This is a genomic window from Amycolatopsis sp. NPDC004747 (genome assembly GCF_053601335.1).
In genome coordinates, this window is sequence record NZ_JBSGBQ010000012.1 from 262,723 (window position 1) to 278,995 (window position 16,273).

Here is a 16,273-nt window from a genome sequence, read left to right on the forward strand (position 1 = left end):
CCTTGACGACCGAGTCCGGGCTGCGGCCCGACCTGCGGCAGCGGCACGTCCGGATGATCGCCCTCGGCGGCATCATCGGCGCGAGCCTGTTCATCGGCAGCGGCGCGGTGATCCACACCGTGGGACCGGCGGCCGTGCTGTCCTACGCCATCGGCGGGCTGCTCGTCGTGCTGGTGATGCGGATGCTCGGCGAGATGGCGACGGCGGCGCCGTCACTGGGCTCGTTCATGGAGTACGCGCGCGACTCGCTCGGCGGCTGGGCGGGCTTCACGATCGGCTGGCTGTACTGGTACTTCTGGGTCGGCGTGGTCGCGTTCGAGGCGGTCGCGGGCGCGAAGATCCTGCAGGGTTGGCTCCCGGGCGTGCCGCAGTGGGTGTTCTCGCTGGCGCTGATGCTGCTGCTGACGGCGACGAACCTGGCGTCGGCGCGGTCCTTCGGCGAGACGGAGTTCTGGCTGGCGTCGATCAAGGTCGCCACCATCGTCGTGTTCCTGATGCTCGGGACGCTGTTCGTGCTCGGGCTGTGGCCGGACGCGCAGTTCTCGGTGGGCAACATCGGCCTCGACGGTTTCGTGTCGAACGGGCCGTTCTCGGTCGTGCACGGCGTGGTCATCGTGATCTTCTCGTACTTCGGCGCGGAGATCGTGACGATCGCGGCGGCGGAGTCCGACCAGCCGGAGACCGCGGTCCGCAAGGCGACCTCGACGATCGTCTGGCGCGTGATCGTGTTCTACGTGGGTTCGGTGGCCCTGCTGGTGATGATCACCCCGTGGCGCGAAATCCCGAGCGAGACGAGCCCGTTCGCGGCGGCCTTCGGCCGGTTCGGCGTCCCGGCGGCGTCGACGATCGTCTCCGCGGTGGTCCTGACGGCGGCGCTGTCGGTGCTGAATTCGGGGCTGTACACGGCATCCCGGATGCTGTTCGCGTTGCGGCGCCACGGCTGGGCCCCGGCGTGGATCGCGGACACGAACGCGCGCGGCGTGCCGTGGAAGGCCATCCTGGCCTCGACGTCGGTCGGCTACGTGGCGGTGGTGATGAGCTACGTGTCCCCGGACAAGATCTTCTACTTCATCATCAATTCGGCGGGCGCGGTGGCGCTGTTCGTGTACGCGATCATCTGCGGCTCCCAGATCCGGATGCGCCGGTCTCTCGAGGCGTCGGCGCCGGAGAAGCTGAAGCTGCGGATGTGGGGTTATCCGTGGCTGAGCTGGCTCACGCTGGCGCTGACGCTCGTGGTGGTGGCCTCGATGCTGTTCGTGGACGCGGACGCGCGGGCGCAGCTGTACCTGAGTTTGATCAGCCTGGCGGTGATCCTCGGCGTCTACGCCCTCATCCGCCGGCGATCCGGGACAGGGCCCCGAAAAACACGTCCGTGATCTTCGCCGGGTCCGGGGCCACGAACGCCTGGCCGCCCGTCGCTCCGGTCAGCTGGTCCAGTTCGGACTTGTCCGCGTCCGGGCCGATGCCCACGCCGATCAGCGGGATCGGGCGGCGGGGGTCCTGCAGCTTCGCCAGCTCCGCCAGCAGGTCCTCGCGGGAAATGCCGTGCGGGTCCTCGTTGCGGCCGTCCGTCATCACGATCACCAGGTTCAAGCGGCCCGGTTCCCACTCCCGGCGGGCCGTCCGGTACGTGTCGAGGACGCTGTCGTAGAGGCCCGTTCCGCCGTCCGGGGTGGCCTTCACCTGGTCCAGCTTGTCCAGGGCTCCGCTCGCCAGGTGCTGGGCGACCGAGGCCATCGGGAGCAGCTCGCGGTAGTCCTTGTCGCCGTCCAGGCGGGTCGAGAACGCCAGCATGCGCAGCTGGGTCGCCGGCTTGAACAGGTGCATGGCCTTCGCCGCCGCCTGCATCGTCACCTGCATGCGGTTCAGGCCCGTTCCCGGGACCTGCGCGTTCATCGAACCCGACACGTCGATCAGCACCTGCACCCGCGCGCTCAGGTTGACCCCCGCCCACTGGTTGAGCAGCTCGTCGACCTCCGGCGCGGGCGGGAGGTTCGCCGCCCGGATGCCCTGCGGCAGCACCCTCGGGTCGTCGGGGTGGTCGCGCAGGGCCTGGCCGCCCGCCGCGCGCAGGCCCGTGCGGGCGATCGCGTCCGCTCCCGGCTCGCCGAGCACCGCCTCGCGCAGCGCCTCGACGATCGGGTGCTGCTGCGGGGTGATCCCGCCCAGCTCCGCGAACGGGTAGTCCAAAGTGGGCACCGCCGTCGAATAGACGGCGACGAGCGGGGACTTCGAGTCCTCGACGTTGTGGCGCAGCAAGGCGTTCTCCGACGCCGGGAACGCGGTCACCGCGGCCGTGCCGCCGCCGTCGCTCGAGCCCGGCAGCCGGGCGATCAGCTCCGTCTCCGCGCCGAGCGTGTTGGCCGAGAAGCGCCGCAGCGTCGCCACGTACGCGGCCGAGGGCTCGGGGGCCGCCTGGGTGCTGTCCCGCAGCCCGAACAGCGCCAGCGCGCCGACCGCGTCCCGGGCCGGGTCGGGCATGCCCGGGACGGTGCCGGGCGCGGCCAGCACGTCGGACCAGGTGGGCACCCGGTCGGGCCAGCCGAGGCCCTTGACGACGTCCGCGGCAGCCGCGAGCACCACCGGCGAGCTCGCCACCGACGCCCCGGTTTCGGGGACGTCGGCGGCGCCGAGCTGGCGGGCGCGGCGCAGGGCGAGCGTCGAGTCCGGTACCCAGACCTGCGGGCGCGGGCCGCCGTCGGAGATGGCGAGCCGCTCGGCCGCCTGCGTCGCCTCCCGCGTCTGGATCTCGACGCTGCCGCACCGCAGGTCCAGACCGCGCGCGACGAGCGACAGCGCCGGCGCGATGTCCGGCGACGCGGTGACGAGAACCTTCGCGGGCTGCTCGCACGACGGCCGGGCACGCACGGTCGTCACCGTCGCCCACGCGGCGGCTCCGAGCAGGAGCACGAGACCGGTCGCGATGGCGGGCACGAGCAGCCTGCGTCGTCTACCGTCCGAATGACGTCCCATCGGCGCGGCCTCTCTGCGCGAGGCGGGGTGGGATCAAGGTTATCCCGCAGCAAAGCGGCCGCTCGTGGGCCGGACGGCCTAACAGACGGGCGAAGTCAGCCCGGGGAGGGACCCGGCTACTCCCCGAGCGGGATGTCTCCGGCCCCGGACGGCGAAACACTGGTTCCCATGAAGCCGACCCGAGGGGAACAACGCCGGGCGCGCCACGCGCTCCTGAGGCAGACCGTCACCGTGGCCTTCGCGCTCCTGCTGGCCAAGCGCCCCAAGGTGGCCTTGGGGCGCTTGGGTCCGGAACTCAGACCGGGATGACCGTGGGGACGATCATCGGACGGCGGCGGTAGGTGTCGGCGACCCAGCGGCCCACCACCCGGCGGACCGCCTGCGCGATCCGGTGCGTGTCGGTGATGCCCTCGGCCTCCGTGCGCGCCAGCTCCATCTCCACCAGCGGCACGACGGCGGCGAGCGCCTTCGGGTCGTCGGAGAAGCCGCGGCCGGACACCGTGGGGCTGCTGACCGCGCGGCCGGTGCTGGAGTCCACCGCGACGCTGATCGAGATGAACCCGCCCTCGCCGAGGACCAGGCGATCCGACAGCGTCGACTCGCCGACGTCGCCGACCGACAGGCCGTCGACGTACACGTGGCCGACCTCGACGCGGCCGGTGCGGGACGCCTTGCCGTCGACCAGGTCGACCACCACGCCGTCCTCGGCGATCACCACGTTCTCCGGGGCGACCCCGGTGCGGATCGCCAGCTCGCCGTTCGCGCGCAGGTGCTTCCACTCGCCGTGCACCGGCATCACGTTGCTCGGGCGCACCGCGTTGTACAGGTACAACAGCTCGCCCGCCGACGCGTGGCCGGACACGTGCACCTTCGCGTTGCCCTGGTGGACGACGTTCGCGCCGAGCCGGGTCAGGCCGTTGACCACGCCGAACACCGCTGTCTCGTTGCCCGGGATCATCGAGCTGGCCAGCACGACCGTGTCGCCCGCGCGGATCGAGATCTGCCGGTGCTCGCCGCGCGCCATCCGCGACAGCGCCGAAAGCGGCTCGCCCTGCGAACCCGTGGAGACGAACAGGACCTTGCTCTCCGGGAGGTTGCTCGCCTGGTCGAGGTCGACCAGCAGGCCGTCCGGCACGTTCAGCAGGCCCAGTTCGGCCGCGATCCCCATGTTGCGGACCATCGACCGGCCGACGAACGCGATCCGGCGGCCGTGCCGCTCGGCGGCGTCGAGCACCTGCTGGACGCGGTGGACGTGGCTGGCGAAGCACGCCACGATCACCCGCTGGTCCACGCGCCGGATGACGTCGTCGAGCACCGGGCCGATGTCGCGCTCGGGCATGACGAACCCGGGGACCTCGGCGTTGGTCGAGTCGACGCAGAACAGGTCGACGCCCTCGTCGCCGAGCCGGGAGAACCCGGCCAGGTCGGTGAGGCGCCCGTCGAGCGGGAGCTGGTCGAGCTTGATGTCGCCGGTGTGCAGGACCACGCCCGCCGGGGTGCGGATCGCCACCGCGAGGGCGTCCGGGATGGAGTGGTTGACCGCGAAGAACTCGAGGTTGAACGCGCCGACGTCGCGGCGCTCGCCCTCGCGGACCTGGATGAGGTTCGGCCGCTGCCGGTGCTCCTTGGCCTTGGCCGCGAGCAGGGCGTTGGTGAACTTCGAGCCGTAGATCGGCAGGTCCGGCCGCAGGCGCAGGAGGAACGGGACGGCACCGATGTGGTCTTCGTGCCCGTGGGTGAGCACCAAGCCGTCGATGTCGTCGAGGCGGTCCTCGATCGCGCGGAAGTCGGGCAGGATCAGGTCGACGCCGGGCTGGTCGTCCTCGGGGAAGAGCACCCCGCAGTCGACGATGAGCAGGCGTCCGCCGAACTCGAAGACGGTCATGTTGCGCCCGACCTCGCCGATACCGCCCAGCGCGACGACGCGCAGGGCACCCTCGGGAAGCTTGGGCGGGGCGTTGGTGGGGCCTGGACCTGGGGGAAGTGAGCTCACCGAGGCAGGGTCCCAACGCTGGTGTGCGAGGTCGGCGCCACGTAGGCGGCCCGCGAATCTGCTTGTGCCACCCGCTCACCATGCCAGTCCTGAGCCGCCGTGTCGCCCAGCGGCACGCCGCCCTGGGCAAGATCACCGGCGATCAGGGCCGTCTGCTCGGTGCTCGGCGCGACGATCGGCAGCCGCGGGTCGCCGATGTCGAAGCCACGCAGGCGCAGCGCCGCCTTGCTGAACGCGACCCCGCCGACCCGCGACATCGCCCGCAGCACCGGCAGCATGGCGCGGTGGTTGGTGCGCGCGGTGGAGGTGTCGCCGTTCTCGTAGGCGTCGATCATCGCGCGGATCCGGCCCGCGACGACGTGACCGATCACACTGACCACGCCGACCCCGCCGACCGAGATCCACGGCAGGTTGAGGCCGTCGTCGCCGGAGTAGTAGGCGAGGTGGGTGTTGGCGATGACCTCGGACCCGGCGATGAGGTCGCCCTTGGCGTCCTTGACCGCGACGATCCGGGGGTGCTCGGCCAGCCGCAGCAGCGTGTCGACCTCGATCGGGACGACCGAGCGCGGCGGGATGTCGTAGAGCAGCACCGGCAGCCCGGTGCTGTCGGCGACCGTGGTGAAGTGCGCGAACAGCCCGGCCTGGCTGGGCCGCGAGTAGTACGGGGTGACGACCAGCAGGCCGTGTGCCCCCGCTGCTTCGGCCTGCTTGGCCTGCTCGATGCTGTGCGCGGTGTTGTTGGTGCCCGCGCCGGCCACGACGGTCGCGCGGTCGCCGACGGCCTCGACCACGGCGCGGATCAGGTCCTGCTTCTCCGCGTCGCTCGTGGTCGGGCTCTCGCCGGTGGTGCCGTTGACCACGAGACCGTCGTTCCCCAGCTCCACGAGGTGCTCGGCCAGCTCCTGCGCCCGCTTCAGGTCCAGCGCGCCCTCGGCGTCGAACGGGGTGGCCATCGCGGTGAGCACGCGCCCGAACGGCCGTCCGGGCGCTGCGGTAGGTGGGTTGGACATGGGAAGAAGGTACCCCGACGCTCCGACGAAAACCGCGTCGACCTGGTCACCAGGAGGATTTCCCGGAGCCGGCCGCTCGTCGCGGAACTTCTACTTGACCTTGGTCACGATCGGGGCGGTGATGGGGCCGCCGTCGGTCCGGGCGAGCAGGCAGTAGAACTCGCGTGTGGGCTCCTCGCCGCTCTCGGACGGCACGGCTTCCCACTCCGCCTGGGTGGGGACGAGCGCGCGGTAGGTGAGGTCGGCCCGCTTGCTCTCGGGCACGATCGACGACCGGAACGCGGTCGCGCAGGCCGCTTCGGCGCTCGCCGTCACGGCGGGCAGGCCCGGGTAGGCCGCGATCTTGGCGTCGTCGGAGCTCCAGTTCTCGACCGACAGCAGGCCGCCGATCTCGTAGATCTCCAGCGTGTGCGCGTTGCCGCACTCGGCGTGGTTGTCGTCCTTGCTGATGATCGCGCCGTCTTGGACGGGCCCGTTGTAGCAGCGGGTGTAGTCGTTGATGTTCACGCGCAGCTGCCCGTTGACGCCGTAGGTCATGGTCGGCAGCTTCTGCTTGTCCGCGGCGGGCGTCTCGTACGCCTTGCCGGCGAAGAACCCGCCGATCACGGCCGCGACGACCAGCACCGCCGCGGCCGTGAGCCAGAGGGCGCGGTGGGGCTTCTTCGCGGGCGGCTGCGGCGCGGGGGCGCCGAGCATCGCGGTGCCCCGGGGCGGGGTGGGCCGCATGCCCTGCGCCGTGGTCAGCAGGTTCTGGGCCTGGGCCGCGGTCAGCCGAGCGTCCGGGTTGGTGACGAGCAGGCCGAGGATGGCCGCGGCGATCGGGCCCTGGCCGCGGGTGAGGTACGGGATCTCGGTCATGATCGCGTGCAGCGTCGCGGCGGTGGTCGCGCGCTCGAACGGGATCGAGCCTTCGACGGCGAAGAACAGCGTCGCGCCGAGGGACCACAGGTCGGAGGCGGGCATCGCTTCCCGGCCCTCGACGCGCTCGGGCGCCATGAAGGCGGGCGAGCCGACGATCATGCCGCTGGTCGTCAGGCGGGGGTCGTCGACGGCGTGGGCGATGCCGAAGTCGGTGAGCTTCACACGGCCGTCCGGCGCGACGAGGATGTTCGCCGGCTTGACGTCCCGGTGCACGATCCCGGCGGCGTGGGCGGCCTGCAGGGCGGCGAGCACCCGCTCCCCCAGCTGCGCGGCCTGCGCGGCGGGCATCGGGCCGCGCTGCCGCACGAGGTCGGCGAGGCTGGGCGCCTCGACGAGCTCCATGACGATGAAGGTGGTCCCGCCGTCGGTGACGACGTCGTAGACGGTGACGACGGCGGGGTCGTTGAGCCGCCCGCCGGTGCGCACCTCGCGCAGCGCGCGCTCGGAGAAGACGGCGGCGGACTCGGCGTCGGGCAGCCGCAGCTCCTTGACGGCGACCGGCCGCCCGATGACCTGGTCCTGCGCCCGCCACACGACGCCCATGCCGCCCCGGCCGAGTTCGCCGAGCAGGAGGTAGCGGCCCGCGACAACCCGCTGACCAGGCGTGCTGGGCGCCTGCGGCGGATAGGGCCGGGTCTGTTCGTCGGTCACGGTGCTCCTTTTGGCGGCGGTCGCGCAGATGCTAGTCGGACCGTCGCGGGGCGCCGCGGGTTCCGCGGAATTCGTGACCTGGACCGGCCGGCTCCCGTACCCGGACGGACGACTCGCGCACCTGAACGGACGACTCGCGCACCTGAACGGACGACTCGCGTACCTGAAGGGACGACTCGCGTACCTGGACGGACGACTCGCCGACCGAGCCGCTCGCGGCCGTGTCGTCCGGTGGGGTACGCGTGTCGTCCAGCGGGGTACGCGTGTCGGCCGGTGGGGTACGCGTGTCGGGCGGTGCGTCAGCGGCGGGTCTCGCCGCGGTAGGGCAGCCAGCGGTAGCCCGGGGCGAAGTCGCTGAACTCGGCGCGCCGTCCCGTCCGGGTCCAGATGTCTTCGGAGACGACCAGGCCCGGGAAGATCGTCAGGTCGTCCTCCGCCATGAGCTCGTCGTAGCTGCGGAACCCGCCCGTCTCGAGGCCGGCCAGCGCGTAGCGGTACACCGGCGGCGCGGTCCGCAGCAGCCAGTAGAGCCGGCGGCCGGCCGCGGTCAGCGCCGCCGCCTCCTCGGCGGAGTTCGCGCCGGTGCGGCTGAGGCCTTCCGGCGCGACCGCGCACCACCAGGCGTTCTTGTCCTCGAAGACGCCCGCCGGCCAGCCGTCGAAGTGCCGCGCGAGGTCGCGGGCGTGGGTCTCCCGCTCCCCGCATTCGGCGTTGAGAGCGAAAGTCCGGGCCATGGCCGCGTCACCCCGTTCCGTGGATCAACCGGTGACCGTGAGGTAGACGAGCACCAGGTTGAGAGCGATGATGATCGCCGCGATCACCGAGGCCGCGACCGTCGTCAGCCGGCGGTTCGTGTCCTCCCCCATCAGATCACGGTCGGCGGTCAGGCGGATCAACGGCACCAGCGCGAACGGGATCCCGAACGACAGCACCACCTGCGACACCACCAGCGCCGCACTCGGATCGGTGCCCAGCGCGAGCACCACGATCGCCGGGGTCAGGGTCACCAGGCGGCGCAGGACCAGCGGGATCCGCTTGTGCAGCAACCCCTGCATGATCATCGCGCCCGCGTACGCGCCCACCGACGTCGAGGCCAGTCCCGAGGCCAGCAGCCCGATCGCGAACAGCAGCGCAACGCCCGGGCCGAGCGCCGTGGCGACCGCGCCGTGGGCCCCTTCGATGCTGTCCACGCCCTCCTGGCCCTGGAGGTTCGTCGCGGCCAGCAGCAGCATGCCGAGGTTCACCGCGCCCGCCAGCAGCATCGCCAGGCCGACGTCGGCCCGGGTCGCGCGCAGCAGGCTCCGGCGCCGGGCGCCCTCGGGACGGCCGTGGCGGTCGCGGACCAGGCCCGAGTGCAGGTAGACGGCGTGCGGCATGACCGTCGCGCCGAGCATGGCCGCCGCGATGAGGACGCTGCCCGCGCCGTCGAACCTCGGCACCAGCCCGCCGAGGGTCGACGCGGCCGACGGCGGCTCGACGAACAGGCTCGCCAGGAAGCCCACCGCGATCACCAGCAGCAGGCCGGTGACGACCCGCTCGAACGTCCGCTGGCCGCCGCGGTCCTGGACCGCCAGCAGCGTCAGCGACACCGCGCCGGTGATCACGCCGCCGACGATGAGCGGGAGGTCGAAGAGCAGGTTGAGGGCGATCGCGCCGCCGACCACCTCGGCCAGGTCGGTGGCGATGGCGACGATCTCCGCCTGCGCCCAGTAGGCCAGCCGCGCGGGGCGGGACAGGCGGGCGCGCAGGGCCTCCGGCAGCGACAGCCCGCTGACCAGCCCGAGCTTCGCCGAGAGGTACTGCACCAGCACGGCCATCAGGTTCGCCGCGACGATCACCCAGACCAGCAGGTAGCCGTAGCGGGCGCCGGCGCTGATGTTGGAGGCGACGTTCCCCGGGTCGACGTAGGCGATGGCGGCGACGAACGCCGGCCCGAGCAGCGCCGACCCGGTGCGCAGGCGGGCCACCAGTCTCGGCCGGACAGCCTCGGTCACAGCCATGACGCCCACCTCTCGAAAACCGGGATATCGGGGACCCAAAACCGAAGTTTAGGCGCGCCGAACTTTGCTTTTCAAGGGTGACCAGCCCCACCCTCGACCCCGGATACCCCGATCGACGGCGGTGAAAAGTGCGAAAATCAGTGCTGGGCGACCTCGTGGCCGGCCTCGCGCAGGGCCGCGACGGCGTCGTCGAGATCGCCCGCGCGGACCAGGATGTGGTCGGTGTCGAAGGTCGACATCGAGAACAGCGCGACCCCGGCCGCGGCCAGCTCCGAGGCCAGCGCGGCGATGATGCCGGTGAGCGTGAACTCCAGCGGGCCGCGGACCGACAGCAGCCGCCAGCCGTCCTCGGCGGCCGTGGCCCCGCCCGGCTCGCGGCCGGCCGGGCAGATCACCGAAAGTTCTTCGGGCGTCCTCGTCACCGAGACGAAGGCTTCGCCGGGCTCGAACAGCTCGGCAGGCACCGCGGCGTCCGCGGGCAGCCGCACCACGGCGTACTCGCCGGGCCGGACGTCGATCGCGAGTCGCTTCATCAGCCTTCCAGCACCTTCGGGCTCGTGGCGATTTCGCTGCCGTCCGGCAACGTCGAGATGGCGAAGTCCGCGAACACGTTCGCCGCGGCCTTCTGCAGCTGCCGCAGGCACTCCACGGCCAGCTCGCGGATTTCGACGTCGGCGTGCTCGGTGGCGCGCATGGCGACGAAGTGCCGCCAGGCCCGGTAGTTCCCGGTCACCACGATGCGGGTCTCGGTCGCGTTCGGCAGCACCGCGCGGGCGGCCTGGCGCGCCTGCTTGCGGCGCAGGGTCGCGCTCGGGACGTCGGCGAACTTCTCCTCGAGGCCGGCCAGCAGCTCGGTGTAGGCGTCGACGCTCGCCCGGGTCGCGGCGAGGAACTTCTCGTGCAGCACCGGGTCGTTCGCGATGATCTCCGGCTCGACGAACTCGGCGTCGCGCTCCGGGACGTACCGCTGCGAGAGCTGGGAATAGGAGAAGTGGCGGTGCCGGATCAGCTCGTGGGTCAGCGACCGGGAGATGCCGGTGATGTAGAAGGTCACCGAGCCGTGCTCCAGCACGGAAAGGTGGCCGACGTCGATGATGTGCTCGAGGTAGCCGGCGTTGGTCGCGGTGGCCGGGTTCGGCTTCTTCCACGACTGGTAGCAGGCGCGGCCGGCGAACTCGGCGAGTGCTTCCCCGCCGTCCGCGTCGGTCGACCACGGCACGTCCGGAGGCGGGAAGAACTCGGTCTTCGCGATCAGCTGCACTCTGGGTGACACGGCTCCGGTCACGTCAGCACTCCTTCTCCCGGCTCCCGCGCAGCCTAACCGCGTGAGGGCGGTCACTCCCGGGTGACACGTGACACCATTGCTTCCTTGACTGACACCATGAATGACGTCATAGTGGTGTCATGGACTTGACGCCGTACATCGCCAACCTTCGCGAGGACCTCGCGAACACGGCTGCCGCCGGGGACGAGCAGACCCGGCGAGCGGCCGCACTGCTGTCCTCCGCACTCGAACCCGCCGTCCGCCTGACCCTGATGAACGCGCTCGCCGACCTGGCCGCCGAGGTCACGGCCGCGCTGCCGGGCCAGGTGGTGGACGTCCGGCTCGACGGCCGGGACGTCCGGGTCGTCGTCACCGGCACCGCCGAGGAGACGACGTCACGGGAGACATCACGTGACACCACACCGCCGCCACCGATCGACGGCGGTGACATCAGCCGGATCACGCTCCGGCTGGTCGAGCAGATCAAGGGCCAGGCCGAACGCGCCGCGGCCGCCCAGGGCGTCTCGCTGAACACCTTCGTTTCGCAGGCGGTGCAGGGCGCGCTGGGCCACGGGGCACTCGGCGGCGGCCACAAGCACCAGAGCAAGGGCGACCGCGGCGGGAGCGGGTCGCACCTGCACGGCTGGGTCCAAGGCTGAGGGGACGAGACGATGAGCGAAGAACAGACGACACCGGCCGAAGAGCCGAACGACGAACTCGTGCGGATCGACGAGTTCGAGACCGACGTCCCGCTGGAGCTGGACGTGAGCGTCACCATCGGCCGCGTCGAAATCGTCCTCGAAGGCGACTCCGGCGCGCGCGTGGAGCTGCGGCACGACCAGGGCGAGCAGCAGCCGTGGGTGGCGGGGGTCAACAGCCTGCTGTCCTGGGTCGGCGAACGCTTCGGCGACCAGCTGGGCGTCGACCCGGCGACCTCCCCCGCCGAGGCGGTGCGGCAGAGCCGGATCGAGAAGCTCGGCAACCGCCTGGTCGTGAGCGCACCGAAGGCGTGGCAGCTGCGCAACTCCGCGCTCGCGGTGAAGGTGCACGCGCCGGCGGGCTCGCACGTCGAGGTGCGGGCGGGCGCCGCGGACGTCACCGTGAGCGGCTCGGCAGGCCGCGTCGACCTGCTGACCGGCTCCGGCGAGGTCAAGCTCGAGCGCGCCGACGGCTCGGCGACGATCCGCACCGGCAGCGGCGCGGTGAAGCTCGGCCCGACCCTGGGCGGGCTGCAGCTGCGCAGCGGCAGCGGCCACGTCGAGGCGTCGTCGATCGCCGGCTCCGCGACGCTGGCCACCGGCACCGGCGACGTCTGGCTGGGCGCGGTCTCCGGCGAGGTGATGGCCCGCACCGGCAGCGGCGACCTTTCGGTGGCCGACGCCGGCTCGGGCTCGCTCGACCTGATCACCGGCTCCGGCGAGGTCCGGATCGGCATCCGCGGCGGGACGACCGCCGAGGTCGACCTGACCGCCAGCGCCGGGCGCGTCTCCAGCGAGCTGGACGTTGCCGACACCGCTCCCGAGGGCGGGGTGAAGCTGAAGGTCCGCGCCCGCACGGGCACCGGCAACGCCGTGGTGACGCGCGCGGCGGGCTGAGACAACCGGGCCTTCGGCCCGGGCCGGGGGCTTCGCCACCCGGACCCCCGAAAGCCTGGGCAAGGGGGAAGAGCGGGCCGTTCCCGGTACGGGGTGCCGGGAACGGCCCGTTCGCGCGAAATACCAGAGAAAGCGCCCTGCTGAAATCCGGCGGACGAATGGTGAATCCATCGAAAAGCCGTTTCACCTGGTTACACGCAAATTTCTCGCCTTCGCCTTGAACAAATCGCGAGGCTGTCTCGTTCACCACGGTTGACCGCGCCGGCCTGGCGAAAGGTGATCCGAGTGACCGAGCTGATCCGCCCCTCCTCACTGCACGGCCTGTCCGCCGCCGACCGCGTGCTGTTCCAGCGGTTCGGCACGGGAAAGCCGGCCGGAGTTCCGTTCCGCCGCATTCACGACGCCATTCTGGCGCAGGCGCGGGCCCGTCCGGGCGCAGTCGCCGTGCGGCACTCGGGTGAATCGCTCACCTACGCCGAACTCGATCGCCGGTCGGCGTCGCTCGCCGCCGTCCTCGCCGGGCTCGGGGTGCGGCCCGGCGACCACGTGGGCCTGTTCCTCACGCGGTCGATCCCGATGGTGGTCGGCATCCTCGCCGTGCTCCGCGCGGGCGCGGCCTATGTACCGCAGGACATCCGGATCGCCCCCGCGGCCCAGCTCGCGCACATAGTGGACACCGCGGGCATCGACGTCGTCCTGACCACCAGGGAGCACACCGCCGCCCTGCCCGCGGGAGTCGGCCGGGTCGTCGCCATCGACGGCGAACACCCGCGTTGTGACGCTCCCCCGGCGGACGGCGGCGGCACCGCGATGGTGATCTTCACGTCCGGGACGACCGGGCGCCCCAACGGCGTCCAGGTCACCCACGCCAACCTCGGCAACGTCCTGCTCACCGCCCCGGGTTCGCTCGGCATCCGGCCCGGCGACCGGGTGGCGCAGCTGCTGAACATCGCCTTCGACATGGCCGCCTGGGAAATCCTCGGCACCCTTTCGCACGGCGGCTGCCTGCTGATCCGCGGCAAGGACATCGAGGCGACCGCCCGCGAGGCCGACGTCCTCATCGCCACCCCCGGTGTGCTGTCCACAGTGGATCCGGGTGCCTGCCCGCGGGTGCGGACCGTCGCCGTGGCGGGCGAGCGGTGCCCGGCCGCGCTGGCCGACGCCTGGGCGCGGCGGGCGAGCTTCCACAACGCCTGCGGCCCCACCGAAGTGACCATCGTCAACACCGTGCAGCGCTACGACCCGCGGCTCGGCAAGCTGACGATCGGCCGTCCGGTGCCGAACACGACGGTGTACGTGCTCGACGACGAGCTGAGACCGTGCCCGATCGGGCAGGTCGGGGAAATGTGGGCGGGCGGCGCGTGCGTCACGGCGGGCTACGCGGGCAACGACGTCCTCACCGCGGAGCGCTACCGGCCGGACCCCTTCCTCGGCGGCGCGCACCGGATGTTCCGCACCCGGGACCTCGTCCGGTGGACCACCGACGGCCAGCTGGAACACCACGGCCGCACCGACGACCAGGTCAAGGTGCGCGGCTTCCGGGTCGAGCTGGACGCGGTCACCGCCACGCTGGAGCGGGCGCCGGGCTGCGCGCGGGCGGCCACCGTGCTCTACGACGGCGGGCTCGTCGGTTTCGTGACCCCCTCGACGGCCGAGCCGGAGCTGATCCGCCGTTCGGCCGAAGCCGCGCTGCCGTACTACAGCGTGCCCGCGATGATCGTCCCGGTGGACCACCTGCCGCTCACCGACCGGGGCAAGGTCGACCGGCGCGCCCTGTTGTCGCGTTTGGACAGTCGCGAGCCTGCGGAGACGGTGGCATGACCGCAACGCTCTCCTCCGCACCGGCGTCCGTGCGAGCCCGGCTGAAGCGACGGCCGTGGACCCACCACAACCGGCTGGCCGCCGCGGTGGTCGTGGGCAACGGTATCGCCGCCGCCGGCCCGCTCGACGTCGGCGTGCTGACCTGGCTGGTGCTGGGGAACCTGGCACTGGCCGTGCTGATCCGCCAGCAGCTGGTGATCAACCTGCTGTTCCGGCTGGCCACCACCGCGCCGCTGCGCCGTTCGCTGCGGCTGCGGTGGACGCTGGGCAAGGTCTACCACTTCGGCGGGCTGCACGTCGGCGGCACGGTCTGCGCCACCGGGTGGTTCCTCGTGCTCACCGGCGTGCTGACCGTCCGCGGCGGATCGGCGGCCCTGCTGGTGACCACCTGGGCGATCGCGGTGGTGCTCGCCGTCGTCGTCGCGCTCGCGCTGCCCGGGGTGCGGGCGCGGCGGCACGACCTGTTCGAACGCTCCCACCGGTTCGGCGGCTGGACGCTGCTGGTGCTGTTCACCGTCCACTCGGCGCTGCTGGGCGGGCCCGGTTTCGTGGGCTCGGGGCCGTTCTGGGTGCTGCTGGCCGTCGTCGTCAGCGTGGCGCTGCCGTGGCTGCGGCTGCGGCGGGTGCCGGTGCGGATCACCCGGCCGTCGCCGCACGTGGCGCTGCTGTCGTTCGACTACGGCGTGACGCCGTTCGCCGGCTCGTCGACGGCGCTGAGCCGGAACCCGTTGCTGGAGTGGCACTCCTTCGCGAACGTGCCCGCGCCGGGGCGAACCGGGTTCCGGCTGACGGTGTCCCGGGCCGGCGACTGGACCGGCGCCCTGATCGACGACCTGCCTTCGCACCTGTGGGTGAAGGGCATCCCGACGGCCGGGGTGGGCAACATCGACAGGCTGTTCCGCCGGGTGGTGTGGGTGGCCACCGGCAGCGGGATCGGCCCGTGCCTGCCGCACCTGCTCTCCGGGGAGACGCCCGCGCGGCTCGTCTGGTCGACCCGCCACCCCCGGCGCACCTACGGCGACGAGCTCGTCGACGAAATCCTCGCCGTCCAGCCGGACGCCGTCGTGTGGGACACCGGCAGCGACGGCAAGCCCGATCTGGTCGAGCTGGCCCTGGCCGCGCACCGGGACTTCGACGCGGAAGCGGTGATCTGCATTTCGAACAAGAAGACAACGTGGCACGTCGTCGAGGCGCTGGAAGCCCGCGGGATTCCGGCGTTCGGCGCGATCTGGGACTCGTGAGGGAGACAGCATGGACCGGACCGTCGTGGTGGAACTGCAGGCGCCCGTGGCGACCGTGACCGTGGACCGGCCGCGGGCGCGCAACGCGCTGTCGTCCCAGGTGCTCACCGAGCTGCTCGCGGTGTGCTCGTCGCTGGGCGGGAACCCGGCGGTCGCGGGGGTCGTCCTCACCGGCGCGCCGGGCCCGGCGTTCGTCGCGGGAGCCGACATCCGCGAGATGGCGGCGCTGGATCCCCCGCGAGGGGCGCGGTTCGGGGCGCTCGGCCAGGAGGTCACCCGGGCGCTGGAGGCACTGCCGGTGCCGGTGATCGCCTGCGTGGACGGCTACGCGCTCGGCGGCGGCTGCGAGCTCGCCCTGGCGTGCGACTTCGTCTACGCGACCCCCAAGGCGGTGTTCGGCCAGCCGGAGGTGCTGCTCGGGCTGGTCCCGGGGTTCGGCGGCTGCGTCCGGTTGTGGCGTCAGGTGGGGCCCGGCCGGGCCCGTGAGCTGATCTTCACCGGCCGGCACGTCGACGCGGCCGAGGCGCACCGGATCGGGCTGGTCACCGAGCTGTTCGACAGCCGCGAAGCGATGCTCGCCGGGGCTCGCGCGACGATCAAGGCGGTGTCGCGGAACTCGCGTGCCGCGGTGGCACTGGCCAAGGGCGCGGTGAACGCGAGCCGCGGGCGCACCGTGGACGACGGCCTGGAGCTGGAGCTTTCGGCGTTCCGCTCGGCGTTCGCCGGGCCGGACGTGCGCGAGGGCACCGGCGCGTTCCTCGGCAAGCGCGAACCCGGGTTCGGCTGCTGACCGGGGTGGTGCGC

Annotated in this window: 14 protein-coding genes; 6 read left to right on the top strand and 8 right to left on the bottom strand. The window is 72.2% G+C overall.

Annotated elements, in window-relative coordinates:
- The first annotated feature begins 2 nt into the window (after positions 1 to 2).
- Positions 3 to 1,376: an amino acid permease gene (locus ACWEGE_RS21680; protein ID WP_449662241.1), complete on the top strand. Its 1,374-nt coding sequence runs from the start codon at positions 3 to 5 to the stop codon at positions 1,374 to 1,376.
- Here the strand turns inward: ACWEGE_RS21680 and ACWEGE_RS21685 are convergent.
- From ACWEGE_RS21685 to thyX, 8 genes are all read right to left on the bottom strand, one after another.
- Positions 1,330 to 2,973 carry a VWA domain-containing protein gene (locus tag ACWEGE_RS21685; RefSeq protein WP_449662242.1) on the bottom strand — a complete coding sequence of 548 codons (1,644 nt, stop codon included), beginning with the start codon at positions 2,971 to 2,973 and terminating at the stop codon, positions 1,330 to 1,332. The genes ACWEGE_RS21680 and ACWEGE_RS21685 overlap by 47 nt on opposite strands.
- Before the next feature lie 295 nt (positions 2,974 to 3,268).
- On the bottom strand, positions 3,269 to 4,966 hold the full coding sequence (locus ACWEGE_RS21690; protein ID WP_449662243.1) for a ribonuclease J: 1,698 nt from the start codon (positions 4,964 to 4,966) through the stop codon (positions 3,269 to 3,271).
- A complete protein-coding gene (gene dapA, locus ACWEGE_RS21695; protein ID WP_449662244.1) occupies positions 4,963 to 5,976 on the bottom strand; it encodes a 4-hydroxy-tetrahydrodipicolinate synthase in 1,014 nt (337 codons plus the stop codon). Before dapA ends, ACWEGE_RS21690 begins: the two co-directional genes overlap by 4 nt.
- A 90-nt stretch (positions 5,977 to 6,066) precedes the next feature.
- Entirely contained in the window at positions 6,067 to 7,548 is a 1,482-nt protein-coding gene (locus tag ACWEGE_RS21700) for a serine/threonine-protein kinase (protein WP_449662245.1), read from the bottom strand.
- 299 nt (positions 7,549 to 7,847) lie between these two features.
- A complete protein-coding gene (locus ACWEGE_RS21705) occupies positions 7,848 to 8,282 on the bottom strand; it encodes a hypothetical protein (RefSeq protein ID WP_449662246.1) in 435 nt (144 codons plus the stop codon).
- A gap of 24 nt (positions 8,283 to 8,306) precedes the next feature.
- On the bottom strand, positions 8,307 to 9,548 hold the full coding sequence (locus ACWEGE_RS21710) for an Nramp family divalent metal transporter (protein WP_449662247.1): 1,242 nt from the start codon (positions 9,546 to 9,548) through the stop codon (positions 8,307 to 8,309).
- Positions 9,549 to 9,685: 137 nt separating this feature from the next.
- Positions 9,686 to 10,081 carry an ACT domain-containing protein gene (locus ACWEGE_RS21715; protein WP_449662248.1) on the bottom strand — a complete coding sequence of 132 codons (396 nt, stop codon included), beginning with the start codon at positions 10,079 to 10,081 and terminating at the stop codon, positions 9,686 to 9,688.
- Positions 10,081 to 10,833 carry an FAD-dependent thymidylate synthase gene (gene thyX, locus ACWEGE_RS21720; protein ID WP_449662249.1) on the bottom strand — a complete coding sequence of 251 codons (753 nt, stop codon included), beginning with the start codon at positions 10,831 to 10,833 and terminating at the stop codon, positions 10,081 to 10,083. The genes ACWEGE_RS21715 and thyX overlap by 1 nt, the downstream gene beginning before the upstream one ends.
- Before the next feature lie 119 nt (positions 10,834 to 10,952).
- Here thyX and ACWEGE_RS21725 point away from each other — a divergent pair, with 119 nt between their 5' ends.
- The 5 genes from ACWEGE_RS21725 to ACWEGE_RS21745 all read left to right on the top strand — a co-directional run bounded on the left by ACWEGE_RS21725 (position 10,953) and on the right by ACWEGE_RS21745 (position 16,259).
- The gene (locus tag ACWEGE_RS21725; RefSeq protein ID WP_449662250.1) at positions 10,953 to 11,471 is read left to right on the top strand and encodes a toxin-antitoxin system HicB family antitoxin; all 519 of its coding nucleotides are present in this window, start codon (positions 10,953 to 10,955) and stop codon (positions 11,469 to 11,471) included.
- A gap of 12 nt (positions 11,472 to 11,483) precedes the next feature.
- On the top strand, positions 11,484 to 12,407 hold the full coding sequence (locus tag ACWEGE_RS21730) for a DUF4097 family beta strand repeat-containing protein (protein WP_449662251.1): 924 nt from the start codon (positions 11,484 to 11,486) through the stop codon (positions 12,405 to 12,407).
- Positions 12,408 to 12,692: 285 nt separating this feature from the next.
- On the top strand, positions 12,693 to 14,228 hold the full coding sequence (locus tag ACWEGE_RS21735; RefSeq protein ID WP_449662252.1) for an amino acid adenylation domain-containing protein: 1,536 nt from the start codon (positions 12,693 to 12,695) through the stop codon (positions 14,226 to 14,228).
- Positions 14,225 to 15,469 carry a hypothetical protein gene (locus ACWEGE_RS21740; RefSeq protein WP_449662253.1) on the top strand — a complete coding sequence of 415 codons (1,245 nt, stop codon included), beginning with the start codon at positions 14,225 to 14,227 and terminating at the stop codon, positions 15,467 to 15,469. The genes ACWEGE_RS21735 and ACWEGE_RS21740 overlap by 4 nt, the downstream gene beginning before the upstream one ends.
- Positions 15,470 to 15,479: 10 nt before the next feature.
- Positions 15,480 to 16,259, top strand: a complete 780-nt coding sequence (locus ACWEGE_RS21745; RefSeq protein ID WP_449662254.1) for an enoyl-CoA hydratase/isomerase family protein — start codon at positions 15,480 to 15,482, stop codon at positions 16,257 to 16,259.
- Positions 16,260 to 16,273: the final 14 nt, after the last annotated feature.